Raw genomic sequence first — 19,317 nt, forward strand, 5'->3', positions numbered from 1 at the left:
GGGTGGCGCGGAGGAGGTCCGAGGTTCCGTGGTGATCGCACGCCCGGCGGTGCAGGCCCTGCCGGCCTACAAGCCCGGCCGCAACCCCGCCGACCTGGCCCGTGAGATCGGCGTGGACCGGGCGATCAAGCTGGCCAGCAACGAGGTGGCGTTCCCGCCCCTGCCGGCCGTCGTCCAGGCCGTCGCCGCGGCCGCGGCCGAGACCAACCGCTACCCCGACAACGGGGCGGTGGTCCTCACGGATGCCCTCGCGCGGCGCTACGGCGTGGACCCGGCGCAGGTCGCCACCGGCTGCGGAGCGGTCACCCTGTGCCAGGAGCTGGCGCAGGCCTACAACGACCCGGGCTCCAGCATCGCCTTCGCCTGGCGCTCCTTCGAGATGTACCCGCTGCTGGCGCGGGTGGCCGGCGCCCGCGCGATCCAGGTGCCGCTCGTGCCCGGGCGGCCCGGCGGGCCGGCCGACACCCACGACCTCGACGCCCTCCTCGCCGCCATCGACGACACCACCCGCCTGGTCTTCGTCTGCAACCCCAACAACCCGACGGGGACGGCGGTGCGGCGGGCGGAGCTCGAGCGGTTCCTCGACGCGGTCCCCGCCGGCACGCTCGTCGTCCTGGACGAGGCCTACCGCGAGTTCGTCAGCGACCCCGACGTCCCCGACGGCGTGGAGCTGATGCGCGGCCGGCCCAACGTCGCGGTGCTCCGCACGTTCTCCAAGGCGTGGGGCCTGGCCGGGCTCCGGGTGGGCTACCTGCTGGCCGAGGACCCCGCCGTCGCCGAGGCGGTGCGCAAGACGCACGTGCCGTTCAGCGTCTCGATGGTGGCCCAGGCCGCCGCGGTCGCCGCCCTGGCCAGCGAGGACGAGGTCCGCGCCCGCTGCGCGGCCGTCGTCGAGGAGCGCGGCCGGCTGACCGCCGCGCTGCGCGAGCGGGGCCTGGAGGTCTCCGACAGCCAGGCCAACTTCGTCTGGCTGCCGGTCGGCGAGCAGGCGGCCCCCCTGGCCGCGGCACTCGAGGCGCGGGCGGTCATCACCCGTCCGTTCGCCGGTGAGGGCGTGCGGGTGACCATCGGCGCGCCCGAGGAGGACGACGCGTTCCTGGCCGCGCTCGACGCCGTCCTGGACGACGTCCGCGGGGTCGCCGTCCCGCGCTGAGCCGTCCCCCGGAGGGGCCACGGAACGGGGGAGGCCGGAACGCGGCGGCCCGTCGGCTGGTTTGATGGCGGACGTGCCTCTTCCCCGTGTCCTCTCCGGCATCCAGCCGACGGCGGGCTCCTTCCACCTCGGCAACTACCTGGGTGCGGTGCGGCAGTGGGTGGCCCTGCAGGACGCCGCCGAGACCTTCTACTGCGTCGTCGACCTGCACGCGATCACGGCGGACTGGGACCCCGAGGAGCTGCGGCGGAACTCGCTGGCCTCGGCGGCCCAGCTGCTCGCGCTGGGCGTCGACCCGTCCCGCAGCACGCTGTTCGTGCAGAGCCACGTGCCGGAGCACCTGCAGCTGTCCTGGGTGCTCGAGTGCATCGCGCGGTTCGGCGAGGCGAGCCGGATGACGCAGTTCAAGGACAAGAGCCAGCGCGAGGGCACCGACGGTTCCTCGGTCGGGCTGTTCACCTACCCGGTGCTCATGGCCGCCGACATCCTGATCTACCAGGCCGACCAGGTGCCCGTGGGTGACGACCAGCGGCAGCACCTCGAGCTGACCCGCGACGTCGCCACCCGGTTCAACAACCGGTTCGGCAAGGCCTTCACCGTGCCCTCCGGGTTCATCCCCGAGGCCGGCGCGCGGATCATGGACCTGCAGTCGCCGGAGAAGAAGATGAGCAAGAGCCTGCCGCCGGCCGGCTGCGTCTTCCTGCTCGACGACCCGAAGGTGACGGCGAAGAAGATCCGGTCCGCGGTCACCGACACCGGCCGCGAGGTGGTCTTCGACCCGGCGGAGAAGGCCGGCGTCAGCAACCTGCTGACCATCCACAGCGCGCTCTCCGGGCGCACGATCCCGGAGCTGGAGCAGGACTTCGCCGGCCGCGGCTACGGCGACCTCAAGAAGGAGCTGGCCGAGGTCGTCACCGACTTCGTCACCCCCGTGCGCGCCCGCACGCAGGAGCTGCTGGACGACCGCGCCGAGCTGGAGCGGCTGCTGGCCGCCGGCGCCGCCCGTGCACGGGAGGTCGCCGCCCGCACGGTGGCCGACGTCTACGACAAGGTGGGCTTCCTCGCCCCGGGAGCGCCCGCGTGACCGACGAGACGACGGTCATCGGCGTCGTCGTCGCCGTCCCGGAGCCGTGGGCCCAGCTGCTGGTCGACTGGCGCGCCAAGGTCGGCGACCCGCAGGCCAACCTCGTGCCGCCGCACGTCACCCTGCTGCCGCCCACCGAGGTGCCGGTGGCCGAGCGCTCCGCCGTCAGCGCGCACCTGGCCGACGTCGCCCGGCGGCACGCCGCCTTCGACATGCACCTGTCGGGCACCGGCACGTTCAAGCCGGTCTCCGACGTGGTGTTCATCGCGGTGGCCCGGGGCATCGGCAACTGCGAGCTGATCGCCAACGACGTGCGGTCCGGCCCGCTCGAGCGCGAGCTGGCGTTCCCGTACCACCCGCACGTGACCGTGGCCCACGACGTCGACCCCGACATGCTGGAGCTCGCCTACGCGGGGCTGGCCGACCTGCAGGCGGAGTTCCACGTCGGCCACTTCACCGAGTTCGAGCAGACGCCGGGCGGCGCCTGGGCGATCGCCCACGAGTACCCGCTCACCGGGCCGCCGCCGGCGTAAGGCCCCAGACTCGGGCGGTGCGCGCGTGGACGGCCCGGGTCTGGTCGGCGGTGGAACGGGGGATCACCGACCTGCGCCGCCGCTGGCGGTGGTTCGACCACCTGGCCCGCGCCGGCGGTCGCTACCAGCGCAGCCAGGGCGACCTGCTGGCCGCCGCCGTCACCTACTTCGCCTTCCTCGGCCTGTTCCCGGTCCTGCTGCTCGTCGCGTCCGTCGTCGGCCTGTTCCTTGCGGGTGACGCGCTCCTGCAGCAGGAGTTGTACGACTCGATCCGCGAGGCGTTCCCCGGGAGCCTGGGGAGGCGGCTGGCCGAGCAGCTGGACGACGCCATCGACTCCGCGGGGGTCGTCGGGCTGATCGGCCTGGTGGGCTTCGTCTACGCCGGGCTGCGCACCATCGACAAGCTGCGCATCGGCATGGAGCAGATCTGGAAGGGCCGGGTCGACGAGCCCGATGTCCTGCGCGACAACATCGCCGACGTCGTGGCGCTGGTGGCGCTCGGTGCTGTCGGCCTGCTCAGCCTCGGCCTGACCGGGGCGGCCACCCAGGCCACCTCGCACGTGCTCGACTGGCTGGGGCTGGCCGATGAGCCCGGCTACGGGCTGCTCACCTGGGTGGTGGGCGTCGCGCTGGCGATCGGGGCCGACGTGGTCGTCTTCCTGTGGCTGCTGCGGGTGGTGCCCTCGGTGTCCCACCCGCTGCGCGCGCTGCTGCTGGGTGCGCTGTTCGGCGCGGCCGGCTTCGAGGTGCTCAAGCTGGTCGGCGGCTACTACCTGGCGCTGATCTCCGACAGCGTCACGGCCTCGGCGTTCGGCGGCGCCGTCGGGCTGCTCGTCTGGATCAACGTGGTGGCGCGGTTCGCCTTCTTCACCGCCGCGTGGACGGCGACCCTGCGGCGGTTCGACGCCGCGCCCACCGCCGCCGCGCCAGAGCCGCTCCCGCGATGACGACGGCGCCGCCGGCCAGCCCGGCCAGCAGCGGTGCCGCCCCGTCGTCGTCCTCGGCGGTCGCGGCGGGAGCCGCATCCGGGGTGGGCGCAGCGGACGGCGCGGGCGCCGGCGTCGACGCGGCGAGGTCGCCGGGGCGCACCAGCCGGCCCACCTCCCGCGCGGAGGCCGGCACGGTGAAGCCCCAGTCGAGCAGCAGCCGCGCCTGGTCGGCGGCCCGCAGCGGCTCGTTCTCGGTGTCGAGGACGCTGACCACCAGGCGGCGGCCGTCGCGCTCGGCTCCGGTGACGAAGGCGTGCCGGGCGGCGTCGGTGAAGCCGGTCTTGCCGCCCAGCGTGCCGGGGTAGCCGGCCAGCGGGTTCTGGTTCTGGATCTGGAAGCCGGGAGCGCGGCCGGGCACCTCGGGGATCTGCGCGGTGGGCGTGGTGAGGACCTCGGCGGTGAGCGGGTCCTCGACGAGGGCGCGGAAGAACAGGGCCAGGTCGTAGGGGGAGGTCGACTGCCCGGCGACGTCCAGCCCCGACGGGTGGCCGACGACGGTGTCGTAGGCGCCCAGCGACTCGGCGGTGCTCGTCATCGCGGCGACCACGGCGTCGGTCCCGCCGGCGGCACGCGTCAGCGCCGTGGCCGCATCGTTGCCCGACTGCAGGATCAGCGCCCGGAGGAGCAGCGGTACCGGGTACTCGCCGCCGGTGACCAGCCCGACCCGGCTGCCCTCCACCTGCTCCTCCTCGGCGGTGCCGACGACGACGGCGGCCGGGTCCAGCCGGTGCGCCAGGGTGAGCAGGGTCAGCGTCTTGAGCGTGCTGGCGGGGTAGTAGCGGCCGTGCGGGTCGCGGGCGGCCAGCACCGCCCCGCTGCCGGCGTCGGCGACGAGCCAGCCGGAGGCGGCGAGCCCGTCCGGCAGCGGTGGCGCGCCGGCGGCCACCACCTGGCCCCGGGTGCCCAGCCGCTCGCCGCCGACGGTGCTGCCGTCCGGCGCCGACCCCTGCGGCGGGGGCGCGGTCCGCGGCGCGGTGGGGGTGGGTGCTCCGGGATCCGCGGTCGGCCGGGGCTGCTCGGCGTGCGCGCCGGTGGCGGGCAGGACGACGACGCACCCGACCAGCGCCGCCGTCAGCAGGGCGCGCACCCGGCGCCGTCGTCCCATGGCTGGCGAACCTAGGCCTCCGGGGGTGACGCCGCCGCCCCGGAGCGCCGTCCCGCGTGACGCAGGACACCCACCCGTCACCCGTCCGGACGGCGGCGCCGCGGTGTTCGCAACGATCGTGTCTCAGTCCATGCCGGGGCTGGTGGCCCCGCGCGAGGGCGCGGTTAGCGTGCTTCGCGTCGTGTGTCGCCGCGTACCGGACCGGTCCGGTGGTGCACGGGAGGAATTCCACCGGGACGCGCTGGCCCCCGGGCCGGCCCGTCCCCCCAGAGAGGAGATCGTCTTGCGCCGAGCGCGGATGACGAAGGCCGCGGCGCTGCTGCTGGCCGGCGGCCTGGCCCTGTCGGCCTGCGCCAGCGACGAGGAGCCGAGCGGCTCCGCCGGCGGCGACGGCGGCGGCAGCAGTGACGAGCTCAAGGTCGGTGTCGCGTACGACACCGGCGGTCGTGGTGACCGCTCGTTCAACGACTCGGCGATCGCCGGCGTCGAGGCCGCGATCGCGGAGCACGGCGGTGAGGTCCGCGACCTCTCCCCGAACTCCGACGCGTCCAACCGGGCCGACCTGCTGACCCAGCTGGCCGACGAGGGCTACAACCCCGTCATCGCCGTCGGGTTCGCCTACGGCGACATCATCGGTGACGTGGCCGAGCAGTACCCGGACACCACCTTCGCCATCGTCGACTCGTCGGTGGCCGAGCTGGGCCAGGACAACCTGGTCGGCCTGCTGTTCGCCGAGGAGCAGGGCTCCTTCCTGGCCGGCGTCGCGGCGGCCACCAAGACGACGACCGACCACGTCGGGTTCGTCGGTGGCGTCGAGACCCCGCTGATCCAGAAGTTCGAGGCCGGCTTCGTGGCCGGTGCCCAGGCGGTCAAGCCCGAGATCGTGATCGACCGGCAGTACATCTCGCCGGCCGGTGACTTCTCCGGCTTCAACGACCCGGCCCGCGGTCAGATCGTGGCCCAGGGCATGTTCGACGCCGGCGCCGACGTGGTCTACCACGCGGCGGGCGGCTCGGGCATCGGCGTGTTCCAGGCGGCTGCCGCGTCGAACGGTCGCGCCATCGGCGTCGACTCCGACCAGTACAACACCGTGGACGACCCGGCCCTCCAGGCCGTGATCATGACCTCGATGCTGAAGCGGGTCGACAACGCCGTCCAGGAGTTCCTGGACAGCTTCGTCGAGGGCAACGTCCAGGGCGGCGAGGACGTCGTCTACGACCTCGAGTCCGAGGGCGTCGGCCTGTCCACCACCGGTGGGTTCATCGACGACATCCAGGACCAGATCGACCAGTACCGCCAGCAGATCGTGGACGGCGAGATCGAGGTCCCGACCACCCCGTGATGCCTGGGCGCGGGCCGCAGCGGCGGCCCGCGCCCCCAGGACCACCCCCTCGGCGGGCTCGGGCGCACGTCGCCCGGGCCCGCCGTCGTGGTCCCGACCACCCGCGACCGGGTGACGACGACCCCCCAGGGTCCCGTGCGACCCCGAGGTGCGACATCATGCGGCGAGCCCGCGGTCGACCCCGCCGAGGCCCACTCAGACAGCAGAACGTGCACCGCGCACCCCGTGGTGGCACACGAGGGAGAGGCCGACCCATGGCCGCAACAGCAGGGACCGGCGCGTCCGGGGCCGGCTCCGTCGAGGGAGCCCCGGCGGGTACCGCCCCCTACGCGGTGGAGCTGCGTGGGATCACCAAGCGCTTCCCCGGCGTCGTCGCCAACAAGGACATCGAGCTCAGGGTCCGCCGCGGCGAGGTGCACGCCATCGTCGGCGAGAACGGCGCCGGCAAGTCCACCCTGATGAAGACGCTCTACGGCATGCACCGGCCGGACGAGGGCTCGATCCTGGTCGACGGCCGCGAGGTGCACTTCAAGAGCCCGGCCGACGCCATCGAGGCCGGGATCGGCATGGTCCACCAGCACTTCATGCTGGCGGACAACTTCACCGTCCTCGAGAACATCGTCCTGGGCAGCGAGCCGACGAAGGGGGGCCGGCTCGACCGCGCCGAGGCCCGCCGCCGGATCCGCGACATCTCCGCGCGCTACGCGCTCGACCTCGACCCCGACGACCTGGTGGAGGACCTCGGCGTCGGTGCCCGCCAGCGGGTCGAGATCGCCAAGGTGCTCTACCGCGGGGCGACGATCCTCATCCTCGACGAGCCCACCGCCGTGCTGGTGCCGCACGAGGTCGACGAGCTCTTCGGCAACCTCCGGCAGCTGACCGCCGAAGGCCTCACCGTCATCTTCATCTCGCACAAGCTCGACGAGGTCCGCCGCGTCTGCGACGCGATCACCGTCATCCGGCGCGGCACCACGGTGGGCGAGGCCGATCCGCGCACGACGACGGTGCGCCAGCTCGCCGAGATGATGGTGGGGGCGGAGCTACCCTCGCCCGAGACCCGCACCTCGACCGTCCGCGACGAGCCGGTCCTGGTCCTGGAGGACCTCACCGTCCTGACACCCGAGGGGCGCGCGCTCGTCGACCACGTCGCCCTGACCGTCCGGGCCGGCGAGGTCGTCGGGCTGGCCGGCGTCGAGGGCAACGGGCAGGCCGAGCTCGTGGACGCGATCATGGGGCTGCGCCCGCTCGCCTCCGGCACCGTGCGGCTCGACGGCGGCGTGACCGGCGACGGCAGCGCCGACCGGGGCGGTCCCGCGCTCGAGGACATCACCGCGTGGAGCACGCGCGCCCGTCGCGAGGCCGGCCTCGGCTTCATCCCCGAGGACCGGCACCGCCAGGGCATGCTCCTGGACGCGCCGCTCTGGGAGAACCGGATCCTCGGCCACCAGACCCGCCCGCCGGCGGCCAAGGGCCTGTTCATCGACCGCCGGGCGGCCCGGACCGACACCGAGCGGATCATGCGCGAGTACGACGTCCGAGCGCCGGGGCCGGACACGCTCGCCGTCGCTCTGTCCGGCGGCAACCAGCAGAAGCTGATCGTCGGGCGGGAGATGAGCTCGAACCCGCGCCTGCTCATCGCAGCGCACCCCACCCGCGGCGTGGACATCGGCGCCCAGGCCGCCATCTGGGAACTGCTCAAGGACGCCCGAGCCGAAGGGATGGGGATCCTGCTGATCTCCGCGGACCTGGACGAGCTGATCGGCTTGTCGGACACGCTGAAGGTGATGCTCCGGGGCCGGCTCGTCGCCACCCTGGACCCGGCTGGGGTCACCCCCGAGGAGCTCGGCGGCTACATGACCGGCGCGCGGACCGCGGAAGGTGCCGCGTGAGCGCCCTCCGCCGGATCGGCGTCTCGCTCTTCGCGCCCGTCCTCGCCGTCGTCGTCGCGCTCGTCATCTCCTCACTGGTGATGGCCGCGCTGCAGGTGAACCCGTTCGCGGTCTACGAGGTCATGCTCGACTTCGGGGACTCCCCGAGCCAGCAGGTGACCGCGCTCGTGGTCGTCCTCAACCGGGCCATCCCGCTCTTCCTCGCCGGTCTCGCCGTGGCCATCGCCTTCCGGATGGGCCTGTTCAACATCGGCGTCGAGGGGCAGTACCGGCTGGCCACGATCATCGCCGCCGCCGTCGGGGCCGCGGTCGCGCTCCCCGGGTGGCTGCACATCCTGCTGATCATCGTGGTGGCCATGAGCGTCGGCGCCATCTGGGCGGCGATCGTCGCGGTGCTCAAGGTGACCCGCGGCGTCAGCGAGGTCATCAGCTCGATCATGCTCAACTTCATCGCGCTGGGGCTGGCGTCCTACCTGCTCACCGGGCCGTTCCGGGGCAGCGAGGAGGGCGCCTCGATCATCGCGACCGCCGAGATCCCGGCGTCCGGCCAGCTCGGTGGGCTCAACTCCATCTTCTCCGCGATCGGGCTGGCGAGCCCACCGCGGCAGCTCTACGGCTTCCTGCCGATCGCGATCGTCGTGGGCGTCGTGATCGCCGTGCTGCTCAACCGCACCCGCTTCGGGTTCGACCTCAAGGCGTCGGGCCTGTCGCCGTCGGCCGCGACCGCCAGCGGCGTCGACGCCCGCGGGATGGTCATCAAGACCATGCTGCTCTCGGGTGCGGTCGCCGGCCTCATCGGTCTCCCGGACCTGCTGGGGCAGACGCACCGCTACACGACCGACTTCACCGCCGGGCTGGGCTTCCTCGGCATCGCGGTGGCGCTGCTGGGCCGGAACAAGCCGGTCGGCATCGCCTTCGGCGCGCTGCTGTTCGCCTTCCTCGACCGGTCGCTCGTCCCGTTGCAGATCGCCGATTACCCGGCGTCGGTGGTGACGATCATCCAGGGCACGATCGTGCTCGCCGTCGTCGTCGCCAACGAGCTGGCCCGGCGGATCGCCCGGCGTTCGGCCGAGCGCGGTGGCGCCGCGCCGGCCCCGGCACCCGTCGCCGGTGACGGCGGCACCGGTCCGGCGTCGCAGGCAGCACCTCCGACCACCCCGCCGTCCGGCGGTACCGACCAGCGGCAGGGGGCCCAGGCGTGAGCAGCGCGCTCAGGACATCGGACGCCCGACCGGCCCGCGGGCCGGTCGCGGAGCTCTTCCTCGGCGGCGGTACGGCCCGCCGCGTCACCTGGATCCTCGTCGCGATCGTGGTGCTGTTCTCGGCCGTGCGCGTCATCAGCGGCGAGCAGGCGCTCACCTCGTCGTCGACGATCGCGGCCGCGCTGCTGCTCGCCGTCCCGATCGGGCTGGCCGCGCTCGGTGGTCTGTTCGCCGAGCGCGCGGGCGTCGTCAACATCGGCCTCGACGGGATGATGACGCTGGGCACCTGGGGAGCCGGGTTCGCCGGCTACCAGTGGGGCTGGGCCGCCGCGCTGGTGGGCGGCATCCTGTTCGGCGCGCTGGGCGGGCTGCTGCACGCCGTCGCGACGGTCACCTTCGGGGTGGACCACGTCGTCTCCGGCGTCGCGATCAACATCCTCGCGGCGGGCCTGGTGCGCTTCCTCTCCGAGCTCTTCTACACCGACAACCCGGCCGGCGGTGGTGTCACGCAGTCCCCGGCGCTGTCCAGCCGGCCGCCGGAGCTCTCGCTGCCGGTGCTCTCCTCAGGGCCCGACCTGCTCGGTGACCTGGAGCGGCAGGGCTGGTTTCTGCTCAGCGACGCGGCCGGCATCCTGCGCGGCCTCACCAGCGGCGTCGGCGTGCTCACCATCCTGGCGGTGCTGCTCGTGCCGGCGTCCTACCTCCTGCTGTGGCGGACGGCGTTCGGGCTGCGCCTGCGGTCCTGCGGCGAGAACCCGGCGGCCGCCGACTCCCTCGGCGTCCCGGTCTACCGGCTGAAGTACATCGCGGTCATCGTCTCCGGCGGGCTCGCCGGCATGGGCGGCGTCTTCCTGGTCTTCATCGCCGGCATCTACCGCGAGGCGCAGACCAACGGGCGCGGGTTCATCGGTCTCGCCGCGCTGATCTTCGGCAACTGGCGGCCCGGTGGCCTGGCCGCCGGTGCGGGTCTGTTCGGCTACGCCGACGCGCTGCAGCTGCGCAGCCGCAGCGCCGTCGTCGCGCTGCTCCTGCTGCTGGCCGTGCTCTTGGCGGCCGTCGCAGTCGTGCAGGTGCTGCGCGGCAAGCTGCTGCAGGGCGTGACCGCGGGGATCTTCGCCGTCGGCAGCCTGATCGCCTACCTGACCATCGACGAGCTGCCCCCGGGCATCGTGTCGTTCACCCCGCACCTGGTCACGCTGCTGGTGCTCTCGCTGGCCTCGCAGCGATTGCGGATGCCGAAGGCCGACGGCCTGGTCTACCGGCGAGGGGAGCACTAGTGGGTATCGACTGGGACGGCCTGCGTGCCGCCGCCCGCGAGGCGATGACCCACGCGTACGCGCCGTACTCGGAGTTCCCCGTGGGCGTCGCGGGCCTGGTCGACGACGGTCGCGTGGTCACCGGGTGCAACGTCGAGAACGCCTCGTACGGGCTCGGCTTGTGCGCGGAGTGCGGGATGGTCAGCGACCTGGCCCGCACCGGCGGCGGCCGGCTGGTCGCCGTCGCCTGCGTCGGCGGGGACGGGCAGCCGCTCATGCCGTGCGGCCGGTGCCGGCAGCTGCTGTGGGAGCACGGCGGCGCGGAGATGCTCATCGAGACCGTCTCGCTCGGCATCGTGCCGATGCGCGAGGTGCTGCCCGACGCGTTCGGTCCCGACGACCTGACGGCTGCCGCCGCGCGGTCGGCCGACGGTGCAGCGGCGGCGGAGCGGGGGCAGGGCTGATGGACGCGATCGACGTCCTCCGGACCAAGCGCGACGGCGGGCAGCTCTCGGCCGAGCAGATCCGCTGGGTCATCGACGCCTACACCCGCGGCGCGGTGCCCGACGAGCAGATGAGCGCGCTGCTCATGGCCGTCTTCTTCCGGGGCATGGCGCCGGAGGAGCTCGCCGCCTGGACGCAGGCGATGATCGACTCGGGGGAGCGCAAGGACCTCTCCTCCCTCGGCCGCCCGACCGCCGACAAGCACTCCACCGGCGGCGTGGGCGACAAGATCACCCTGCCGCTGGCGCCGCTCGTGGCCGCCTGCGGCGTCGCGGTGCCGCAGCTGTCCGGCCGCGGACTCGGGCACACCGGCGGCACGCTGGACAAGCTGGAGGCGATCCCCGGCTGGCGGGCCGACGTGCACGAGGAGGCCTACCTGGCGCAGCTGCGCGACGTCGGGGCGGTCATCTGCGCCGCGGGGCACGACCTCGCGCCGGCGGACAAGAAGCTCTACGCGCTGCGCGACGTCACCGGCACCGTCGAGTCGATCCCGCTGATCGCCAGCTCGATCATGAGCAAGAAGATCGCCGAGGGTGCCGACGCGCTGGTGCTGGACGTCAAGACCGGTTCGGGTGCGTTCATGAAGGACGTCGCCTCGTCGGTGGAGCTGGCCCGCACGATGGTCGGCCTCGGTGAGGCGGCGGGTGTGCGGACCGTCGCCCTCGTGACGGCGATGGACCGCCCGCTGGGCCGCGCGGCGGGCAACGCCGTCGAGGTGGCCGAGTCGGTCGAGGTGCTCGCCGGGGGTGGGCCGGCCGACGTCGTCGAGCTGACCCTCGCGCTGGCACGGGAGATGCTGGCCGGTGCCGGGCGTCCCGACGTCGATCCCGCCGCGGCGCTGGCCGACGGCCGGGCCATGGACGTGTGGCGCCGCATGATCGCCGCGCAGGGCGGCGACCCCGACGCGCCGCTGCCGCGTCCGGCGGAGACGCACGTGGTCACCGCGCCGGCGACCGGCACGCTCACCCGGCTGGACGCCTACGCGCTCGGCGTGGCCGCCTGGCGGCTGGGCGCCGGCCGGGCCCGCAAGGAGGACCCGGTGCAGGCCGCGGCGGGCATCACCTGGACGGCCGGGGTGGGGGAGCAGGTGACCGCCGGGCAGCCCCTGCTGGAGCTGCACACCGACGACGCCGACCGCATCCCGCGGGCCCTGGAGGCGCTGGAGGGCGCGATCGGTGTCGACACCGACGACGAGCCCCTGCCCCTGGTCCTGGAGCGGATCACCGCCTGACCCGATCGCGGGGGGTGCGCGGCAGCGGGCCCGGGATCGGAGAGGAGACTGTCCACCCGTGACGAGTACTCCCGCGGCCGCCGCGGTGCGGCCCGCGCCCGGTGATCCGCTCGACCCGACCGCCGCGATCTCGATCCGCGGCCTGGTGAAGCGGTACGGGGAGTTCACCGCCGTCGACGGCCTGGACCTCGACATCCACCGGGGCGAGATCTTCGCCCTGCTGGGACCCAACGGCGCCGGCAAGACGACGACCGTGGAGATCTGCGAGGGCTACCGCGGCCGCGACGCCGGGGAGGTGCGCGTGCTGGGCGCCGACCCGGCCGAGGGCAGCCGCCGGTGGAAGGCCCGGCTCGGCATCGTGCTGCAGAGCGGCGGCGGCGACAGCCAGCTGACCGTCCGCGAGCTGGTCCGGGCGCAGGCGTCGTACTACCCCGACCCGCGCGACGCGGACGAGGTCCTCGAGCTGGTGGGGCTGACCGAGAAGGCCGGCGTCCGGGGCCGGGCGCTCTCCGGGGGGCAGCGCCGCCGGCTGGACGTGGCGCTGGGCATCGTCGGCCGCCCGGAGCTGCTCTTCCTGGACGAGCCGACCACCGGGTTCGACCCCGAGGCGCGCCGGCAGTTCTGGTCGCTGATCCGCTCGCTGCGCGACCTGGGCACCACCATGCTGCTCACCACGCACTACCTCGACGAGGCCGAGGCGCTGGCCGACCGGGTCGGCGTCATCGCGCGCGGGCGGCTGGTCGAGGTCGCCGTCCCCAGCGCCCTGGGCGGGCGGGAGACCGCCCCGGCGGTGGTCAGCTGGACCGAGGACGGCGCCCGCCGCACGGAGGCCACCGCGACGCCGACGGCCTTCGTCCGCGCGCTCGCCGAGCGCTTCTCCGGCGAGGTGCCCGACCTGGCCGTCGCCCGACCCACCCTCGAGGACGTGTACCTGCAGATGATCGGCCACGAGCGATGAGCGCCCCCGCACCCGAGGCGGCGCTGCCGTCCCTGCCGTCGGTCTACCGCTCGCGGGCCACGGTGGAGCTCAAGGAGTTCTTCCGGCAGCGCGAGTCGGTGGTGTTCACGCTGCTGCTGCCGGTGCTGCTGCTGGTCGTCTTCGGCGCGGTGCTGAACTTCGACCTGGGCTCCGGCGTCAGCTTCACCCAGTACTTCATGGCCGGGATCATCGCCGCGGGCATCCTCGGCGCCAGCCTGCAGAACATGGCGATCAGCATCGCCACCGAGCGGTCCGACGGGACGCTCAAGCACCTGTCCGGTACACCGATGCCGCGCAGCGCCTTCTTCGTCGGCAAGGTGGTGCAGGTCCTCGCGGTGACGGTGGCGATCATCGTCGTGCTGCTGCTGATCGGCGTGGTCTTCTACGGGATCGACCTGCCCTCGGGCTCCGACTGGCTGGTGTTCGCCTGGGTGTCCGCGCTGGGCGCGGCCGCCTGCACGCTGCTGGGCATCGCGCTGTCGAGCCTGGCGAAGAACGGCCGGTCGGCGTCGGCGACGGTGACGCCGTTCGCGCTGGTCCTGCAGTTCATCTCCGGGGTCTTCTTCCAGTTCAGCGAGATCCCGACCTGGATGCAGACCGTCGCCTCGGTCTTCCCGCTGAAGTGGATGGCCCAGGGCCTGCGGTCGGTCTTCCTCCCCGACGCCCTGGCGGCCGACGAGCCGGCCGGCTCGTGGGAGCTGGGCCGGGTCGCGCTCGTGCTGGCGGTCTGGTGCGTCGTGGGCCTCCTGCTGTGCGTCAGGACCTTCCGCTGGCAGGACCGCGGCACGGGCTGAGCCGGGGGCCGGGGCCTCAGCCCCGGCCGCTCAGCCGGTAGTACTTGTGCGGGGCGCGGCGGCGGATGACGGTGGCCGCGCCGGGCAGCATGGACAGCCGCGCGGGCACCCGGTGCACGGGGACGCCGATCATCTCCTTGTACCGGCACAGCCCCTCGTCCTCGCGGGCGTGCAGCCCGTCGACCACCTCGTGCACCCGGCCGCTGCGCCGGCAGGCCCAGAAGAACTCGTACACCAGCCCCGCGCTGATGCTCGTGTCCAGCGCCCACGACGCGACGACCATGTCGCGGGCGTAGGCGGTGCCGTCGACGGCGTGGCCGGAGGTGTAGCCGGCCAGCCGCCCGTCGACGAGGCCGGCGATCACCAGGCCGTGCTCCGGCCGGCCCACGTGCTCCACCTCGGCGAGGTAGCCCTCTCGGTTCGGCAGGCGCCCCGCCCCCGTGCGCTCGTGGGCGGAGCGCAGCACCTCGTACCCCTCACGGCGCAGCAGCGCCGGGCCGGTCAGCTCGACGAACCGGACCCGCTCGCGCGCCTTGCGGAGGCTGCGCCGGCGCGACTTGGACAGCGCCGGCTCGTCGAAGGCGGCCAGGTCGGTCACCAGGTGGGTGGGGACGGCGGCGTTGGCCCGGCCGGCGTCAGCGGGAGCGAGGCACGCCTGGTAACCCCAGGCGGCGCGCACCGGGCGGGTGGCCTCGCGCGCGGAGAGCCGCGCCAGGAGGTGCACCGGCCGGTAGAAGCCGGGCATGGACTGCGTCCAGAGCCGGCCGCGGTGCTCCACGACCCGCCGGCCCGAGCGCTCCAGGTGGGCGCCCAGCTCCTGCTCGGTCACCACCGGCACCCGGGCCTCGGCGACGTCCCGCAGCTGATCGAGGTCCTGCACCCGGGGCGCTCCTTCGTCTCGGCTGGGCGCACCTTGCCACGGAAGGCGGCCGCGGAGCGGAGGATCGGTCGCCGTGGGGGTCGGCGGGCCGTGCGTCACGGCTCTGTAGCGTTCCCGGTGTGCCTGCACCGCTGAACGCCGAGAACGTCCGCCGCGCCCCGAAGGTCCTGCTGCACGACCACCTGGACGGCGGTCTGCGCCCGCAGACGGTGCTCGAGCTGGCCGACGAGATCGGCTACCGCGACCTGCCGGCCGGCGACGCCGAGAGCCTCGGCCGCTGGTTCCGCCAGGCCGCGGACTCCGGCTCGCTGGTGCAGTACCTGGAGACGTTCGCGCACACGGTCGCGGTCATGCAGACCCCGTCCGCCGTCCAGCGGGTCGCCCGCGAGTGCGCGCTGGACCTCGCCGCCGACGGCGTCGTGCACGCCGAGGTGCGCATGGCGCCGGAGCTGCTGACCGCGATGCGGATCGAGGAGGCCGTCGAGGCGATGCTCGACGGCTACGCCCAGGGCAGCCGCGAGGCCGCCGCGGCGGGGACCCCGATCGGCGTCGGCACGCTGCTGTGCGCGATGCGCCAGAACGACCGCTGGGAGGAGGTCGCGGGCCTGGTCGTCCGCTACCGGGACGCCGGCGTCGTCGGCTTCGACCTCGCCGGACCGGAGGACGGCTTCCCGCCGGACCGCATCCCGTCGGCGCTCGCGCTGCTGGACCGCGCCGGCGCCCACCGGACCGTGCACGCCGGCGAGGCGGCCGGTATCGGGTCGATCCGGGGCGCGCTGGACGGCGCGCACGCCGAGCGCCTGGGCCACGGCGTCCGGATCGCCGACGAGGTGCCCGAGGACGGCGCCCTCGGGCCGGTGGCGCAGCGCGTCCGCGACCAGCGGATCCCGCTGGAGGTCGCGCCGTCGTCGAACGTCCAGACCGGCGCCTACCCGTCGCTGGCGGCGCACCCGGTCGACCGGCTGCACCGCGCCGGCTTCGCCGTCACCCTCAACACCGACAACCGGCTGATGAGCGGCGTCTCGGTCACCAGCGAGGTCACCGACGTGGCGACGACGTTCGGCTGGACGTGGGACGACGTCCGCACGGTCACCGAGCGCGCGGTCACCGCCGCCTTCCTGCCCGAGGCCGACAAGCAGCGGCTGCTCGACGAGGTCGTCCGGCCGGGGTACGCCGCGCTCGCCGGCTGACCGGGTGCCGACGGTCACCCCCGTTCGCGGGAATCACCGCCGCGTTCCCGCTGCTACGGTGGGAGTACCGGCACAAGGCCGGTCATCCTCCCGGACGGTTTGTCCGGGCATGAGCGCATCCGTGCAGATCCCGCGTTCCACTTCTGGGCGCTAGCGATCGCCAAGTGAGGACGCCGGCAGTCCGCGGCACTCCTCCTCTTCCACGGGACGCGCTCCGAGCAGTATCGGAGCCCCACCCCGCATGACGTTGGTCAACCCTGTGTCGTTCGAGTCGAACAACGCTGAGAACACCTCTGAGAACAGCAACACCGTCGTCGAGGCGCCCGCCGAGCCGACCGGACCCACCTTCGGCCAGCTGGGCCTGCCCCAGCAGCTCGTGACCGCCCTCGAGCGGCGCGGCATCCACCGCCCGTTCGCCATCCAGACCTCCGCGCTGCCCGACGCCCTCGCCGGGCGCGACGTGCTCGGCAAGGCTGCCACCGGCTCGGGCAAGACCCTGGCCTTCGGCCTGCCGCTGCTCGCCCGCATCGGCGCCGAGCTCGGCCGCGGACCGCGCGCCCCGCGCGGCCTGGTGCTCGTGCCCACCCGTGAGCTCGCCCAGCAGGTCGCCGACAACCTGGCCCCGCTCGGGCAGGCCATCGGCGTGCACGTCGCCACCGTCTACGGCGGCGCCCCGATGTACCGCCAGATCCAGCAGCTGCGCCGCGGCGTCGACGTCGTCATCGCCACCCCCGGCCGGCTGCAGGACCTGATCAGCCAGGGCGAGGCCACCCTCGACCAGGTCGTGGTCACCGTCCTCGACGAGGCCGACTTCATGGCCGACCTCGGCTTCCTGCCGGTCGTGCAGGAGCTGCTCGACCAGACCGCCCCCGACGCCCAGCGGCTGCTGTTCTCGGCCACGCTGGACGGCGAGGTCGACTCGCTGGTGCGCCGCTACCTCAAGGACCCGGCGCGGCACGAGGTCAAGCGCCCCGGGGACGACGCCCCGCCGGCCGAGCACCGCGCCTACACCCTGGCCTTCCGCGACAAGGTCGCGCTAACCAAGGAGCTGGCCCGGCGTCCCGGCCGGACGATCATCTTCGTCCGCACCCAGCTGGGGGCCGACCGGCTGACCGAGCACCTGCTCGAGGCCGGCATCAAGGCCGCCGCGATCCACGGCGGTCTGCCGCAGTCGGCGCGCAAGCGCGCGCTGGAGGCGTTCACCGACGCGCGCTCGCCGGTGCTCGTCGCCACCGACGTCGCCGCCCGTGGCATCCACGTCGACGACGTCTCGCTGGTCCTGCACTACGACCCGCCGGCGGACTCCAAGACCTACCTGCACCGCTCGGGCCGCACCGCCCGCGCCGGTGCGGCGGGTGTGGTCGTGTCGCTGCTGCTGCCCGACCAGGTCGGCCAGTCCAAGCGCCGCTTCCGCCAGGCCAAGGTCGACCCGGCGCTGCGCCGGATCACCCCCGGCGACCAGGAGATCGCGGACCTCGTCGCCAGCGGCGTGCACGTGGAGCCGGTCGAGCGCCCGGTGCGCGACTCGCGTCGCTCCGGTGGCCCGGGTGGGCGTCCGCGCCGCGACGGTGACCGCCCCGGCGGCGGCCACCGCGGTGGCCCGCGCCGCTCCTACGGCGACCGGGGCCCGCGCTCCGGTGGCGGCGAGCGGCGGTTCGGCGGCGAGCGCTCCGGGCGCCCGCCGCGGCACAGCAGCTGAGCTGAACGGCAGAACGGCCGGTCCGGGACTCCCCGGGCCGGCCGTTCGGCGTCTGACGGGGTCCGCTCAGTCGCGGAAGACGAGCTTCCCGCTGACCAGGCCCACGACCTCGTCCCACGCCGGGCGCAGGACGGCGGCGTCCTCGGCCCGGAGCGCGGCCGACGGGTCCCGCTCGGCGCGCGCCACGGCCCGGCCCAGCGGCTCGGCTGGGGAGAGGAGCTCCTCGACGCGGGCCAGGCCGGTGTACTCGGCCAGGTCGCGGACGCCCTCGACCGGCTGGACGAAGGCCCGGTGGTCGACCAGCCCCGCGGCGCCGTCGGCGACCTCGGCGAGCACCTCCGACAGCTCGGTCAGGTCGTAGCGGTCCTGCTCGGCCGGCAGGGGCAGCGTGCCGGTGTCGACCACCTCGGGCCAGGAGGCGATCTCGGTGAGGTCGTGCGGCTCGGTGCCCGCGCAGAAGCGGGCCAGGTCGGTGGGGGAGGCGAAGAGGAACACCTCGCCGTCGCGGCCCAGGAACCGGGCGACGTCCTCCACGTAGCAGCGCAGGGTGACCCCGGCGCCCTCGGGGACCACGACCTCCACGGGCAGGATGCCGACGCCCTCCCAGAAGGCGGCGGCCGCGGCGACCGCGGCCGGGTCGTGGCTCAGCCGGCTGCCCCGGGCGATGGTGCGCACCGGCGCGGCGACGGCGTCGTCGTCCAGCGCCTCCTCGTCCTCGTCCGGCAGGTCGACGATGTCGGGCTCGGCCTCGGCGACCGACGGGTAGTCGTCCAGCGAGGCGGTGCCGGCGCCGGTCCAGTCCAGGTGCGCCGAGAGCTCCTCGACGACGTCCTCCCACAGGTCGTCGAAGGCGCTGCCCACGCCGATCCAGGCGTCCTCGCCGGAGCGGCCGGCGAAGGCGTCCACACCCAGGCCCAGCGAGCCGATCTCGGGCTTGGCGACCAGCTCGGCCACCGCCTCGAACTCGGTCTCGTCCTCGTCGAACTCGTCGTCGTCCTCGTCGCCACCGGCGTCCAGGCACTCGGCGAGCCGGCTGACGATGTCGACGGTCGCCGCCAGCTCCTCGACCGCCCAGCGGTCGGGGTTCTCGGCGGCGATGTCGTACACGCCGTCGAAGTCGTAGCGGTGGTCGTCGTCGGGGGTCAGGTCGGCGGCGCCGAGCCCGGCCACGACCGGCCACACCGGGTGGTCGGCGAGGTCGTGGTCGGTGCTGGACCGGCAGAACGCGGCGAGCGCGGCCGGCGACGGGAAGAGGTGGACGACGGCCGTCGACGTCGGCGGTTCAGGGTCGTCGTCGTTGATGTCGGCCCGGACCTCGACGGTGGTGCCGAGGAACGCCTGCCACTCCTCGCCGTCCTCTTCCCACGGCGGGGCCCACAGGGTGTACCCGGTGCGGTCGTCGAGGGTCAGTGCGATGGGAACGATGCTCGGCCTGGCCACGGGCACACCCTGCCAGATGGGCCGCCCGTCCTCCCTGGGTGCGGGGA

17 protein-coding genes are annotated in these 19,317 nt (G+C 74.1%); 14 read left to right on the forward strand and 3 right to left on the reverse strand.

Annotation, left to right across the window (positions count from 1 at the left end; genetic code table 11):
• Positions 1-31 precede the first annotated feature (31 nt).
• From hisC to DQ241_RS04165, 4 genes are all read left to right on the forward strand, one after another.
• Complete coding sequence (gene hisC / locus DQ241_RS04150) at positions 32-1,153, forward strand: histidinol-phosphate transaminase (RefSeq protein WP_233492189.1); 1,122 nt, start codon at positions 32-34, stop codon at positions 1,151-1,153.
• 64 nt (positions 1,154-1,217) lie between these two features.
• Positions 1,218-2,237, forward strand: a complete 1,020-nt coding sequence (trpS, locus tag DQ241_RS04155; protein ID WP_113828817.1) for a tryptophan--tRNA ligase — start codon at positions 1,218-1,220, stop codon at positions 2,235-2,237.
• Positions 2,234-2,770, forward strand: a complete 537-nt coding sequence (locus DQ241_RS04160; RefSeq protein ID WP_113828818.1) for a 2'-5' RNA ligase family protein — start codon at positions 2,234-2,236, stop codon at positions 2,768-2,770. Before trpS ends, DQ241_RS04160 begins: the two co-directional genes overlap by 4 nt.
• A gap of 17 nt (positions 2,771-2,787) precedes the next feature.
• Entirely contained in the window at positions 2,788-3,717 is a 930-nt protein-coding gene (locus tag DQ241_RS04165) for a YihY/virulence factor BrkB family protein (protein ID WP_233492190.1), read from the forward strand.
• Here the strand turns inward: DQ241_RS04165 and DQ241_RS04170 are convergent.
• Complete coding sequence (locus DQ241_RS04170) at positions 3,638-4,864, reverse strand: D-alanyl-D-alanine carboxypeptidase family protein (protein ID WP_113828820.1); 1,227 nt, start codon at positions 4,862-4,864, stop codon at positions 3,638-3,640. The two genes, DQ241_RS04165 and DQ241_RS04170, sit on opposite strands and share 80 nt — an antisense overlap.
• 283 nt (positions 4,865-5,147) lie before the next feature.
• Between DQ241_RS04170 and DQ241_RS04175 the strand changes: the two genes are divergently transcribed.
• The 8 genes from DQ241_RS04175 (at position 5,148) to DQ241_RS04210 (ending at position 14,061) form a co-directional block, all read left to right on the forward strand.
• Entirely contained in the window at positions 5,148-6,206 is a 1,059-nt protein-coding gene (locus DQ241_RS04175; RefSeq protein WP_233492191.1) for a BMP family protein, read from the forward strand.
• A gap of 254 nt (positions 6,207-6,460) precedes the next feature.
• On the forward strand, positions 6,461-8,095 hold the full coding sequence (locus DQ241_RS04180; protein ID WP_113828822.1) for an ABC transporter ATP-binding protein: 1,635 nt from the start codon (positions 6,461-6,463) through the stop codon (positions 8,093-8,095).
• Complete coding sequence (locus tag DQ241_RS04185) at positions 8,092-9,297, forward strand: ABC transporter permease (protein WP_113828823.1); 1,206 nt, start codon at positions 8,092-8,094, stop codon at positions 9,295-9,297. Before DQ241_RS04180 ends, DQ241_RS04185 begins: the two co-directional genes overlap by 4 nt.
• Positions 9,294-10,574 carry an ABC transporter permease gene (locus DQ241_RS04190; protein WP_113828824.1) on the forward strand — a complete coding sequence of 427 codons (1,281 nt, stop codon included), beginning with the start codon at positions 9,294-9,296 and terminating at the stop codon, positions 10,572-10,574. The genes DQ241_RS04185 and DQ241_RS04190 overlap by 4 nt, the downstream gene beginning before the upstream one ends.
• Entirely contained in the window at positions 10,574-11,017 is a 444-nt protein-coding gene (locus DQ241_RS04195) for a cytidine deaminase (protein WP_113828825.1), read from the forward strand. Before DQ241_RS04190 ends, DQ241_RS04195 begins: the two co-directional genes overlap by 1 nt.
• Positions 11,017-12,288, forward strand: a complete 1,272-nt coding sequence (locus tag DQ241_RS04200; protein WP_113828826.1) for a thymidine phosphorylase — start codon at positions 11,017-11,019, stop codon at positions 12,286-12,288. Before DQ241_RS04195 ends, DQ241_RS04200 begins: the two co-directional genes overlap by 1 nt.
• 58 nt (positions 12,289-12,346) lie before the next feature.
• Positions 12,347-13,246 (forward strand): ABC transporter ATP-binding protein, encoded by a 900-nt coding sequence (locus DQ241_RS04205; protein WP_233492192.1) that lies wholly within the window; start codon positions 12,347-12,349, stop codon positions 13,244-13,246.
• Complete coding sequence (locus DQ241_RS04210; RefSeq protein WP_113828828.1) at positions 13,243-14,061, forward strand: ABC transporter permease; 819 nt, start codon at positions 13,243-13,245, stop codon at positions 14,059-14,061. Before DQ241_RS04205 ends, DQ241_RS04210 begins: the two co-directional genes overlap by 4 nt.
• Positions 14,062-14,077: 16 nt before the next feature.
• Here DQ241_RS04210 and DQ241_RS04215 read toward each other — a convergent pair whose 3' ends face one another.
• The gene (locus tag DQ241_RS04215) at positions 14,078-14,941 is read right to left on the reverse strand and encodes a hypothetical protein (RefSeq protein WP_113828829.1); all 864 of its coding nucleotides are present in this window, start codon (positions 14,939-14,941) and stop codon (positions 14,078-14,080) included.
• A gap of 119 nt (positions 14,942-15,060) precedes the next feature.
• Between DQ241_RS04215 and DQ241_RS04220 the strand changes: the two genes are divergently transcribed.
• A complete protein-coding gene (locus DQ241_RS04220; RefSeq protein ID WP_113828830.1) occupies positions 15,061-16,131 on the forward strand; it encodes an adenosine deaminase in 1,071 nt (356 codons plus the stop codon).
• 241 nt (positions 16,132-16,372) lie between these two features.
• Positions 16,373-17,830 (forward strand): DEAD/DEAH box helicase, encoded by a 1,458-nt coding sequence (locus DQ241_RS04225; RefSeq protein ID WP_113828831.1) that lies wholly within the window; start codon positions 16,373-16,375, stop codon positions 17,828-17,830.
• Between the two features lie 66 nt (positions 17,831-17,896).
• On the opposite strand, the gene DQ241_RS04230 is transcribed toward DQ241_RS04225, so the two are convergent.
• Positions 17,897-19,270: a hypothetical protein gene (locus DQ241_RS04230; RefSeq protein WP_113828832.1), complete on the reverse strand. Its 1,374-nt coding sequence runs from the start codon at positions 19,268-19,270 to the stop codon at positions 17,897-17,899.
• Positions 19,271-19,317 lie beyond the last annotated feature (47 nt).

This window comes from Blastococcus sp. TF02A-30 (assembly GCF_003319185.1).
Classification (GTDB): domain Bacteria; phylum Actinomycetota; class Actinomycetes; order Mycobacteriales; family Geodermatophilaceae; genus Blastococcus.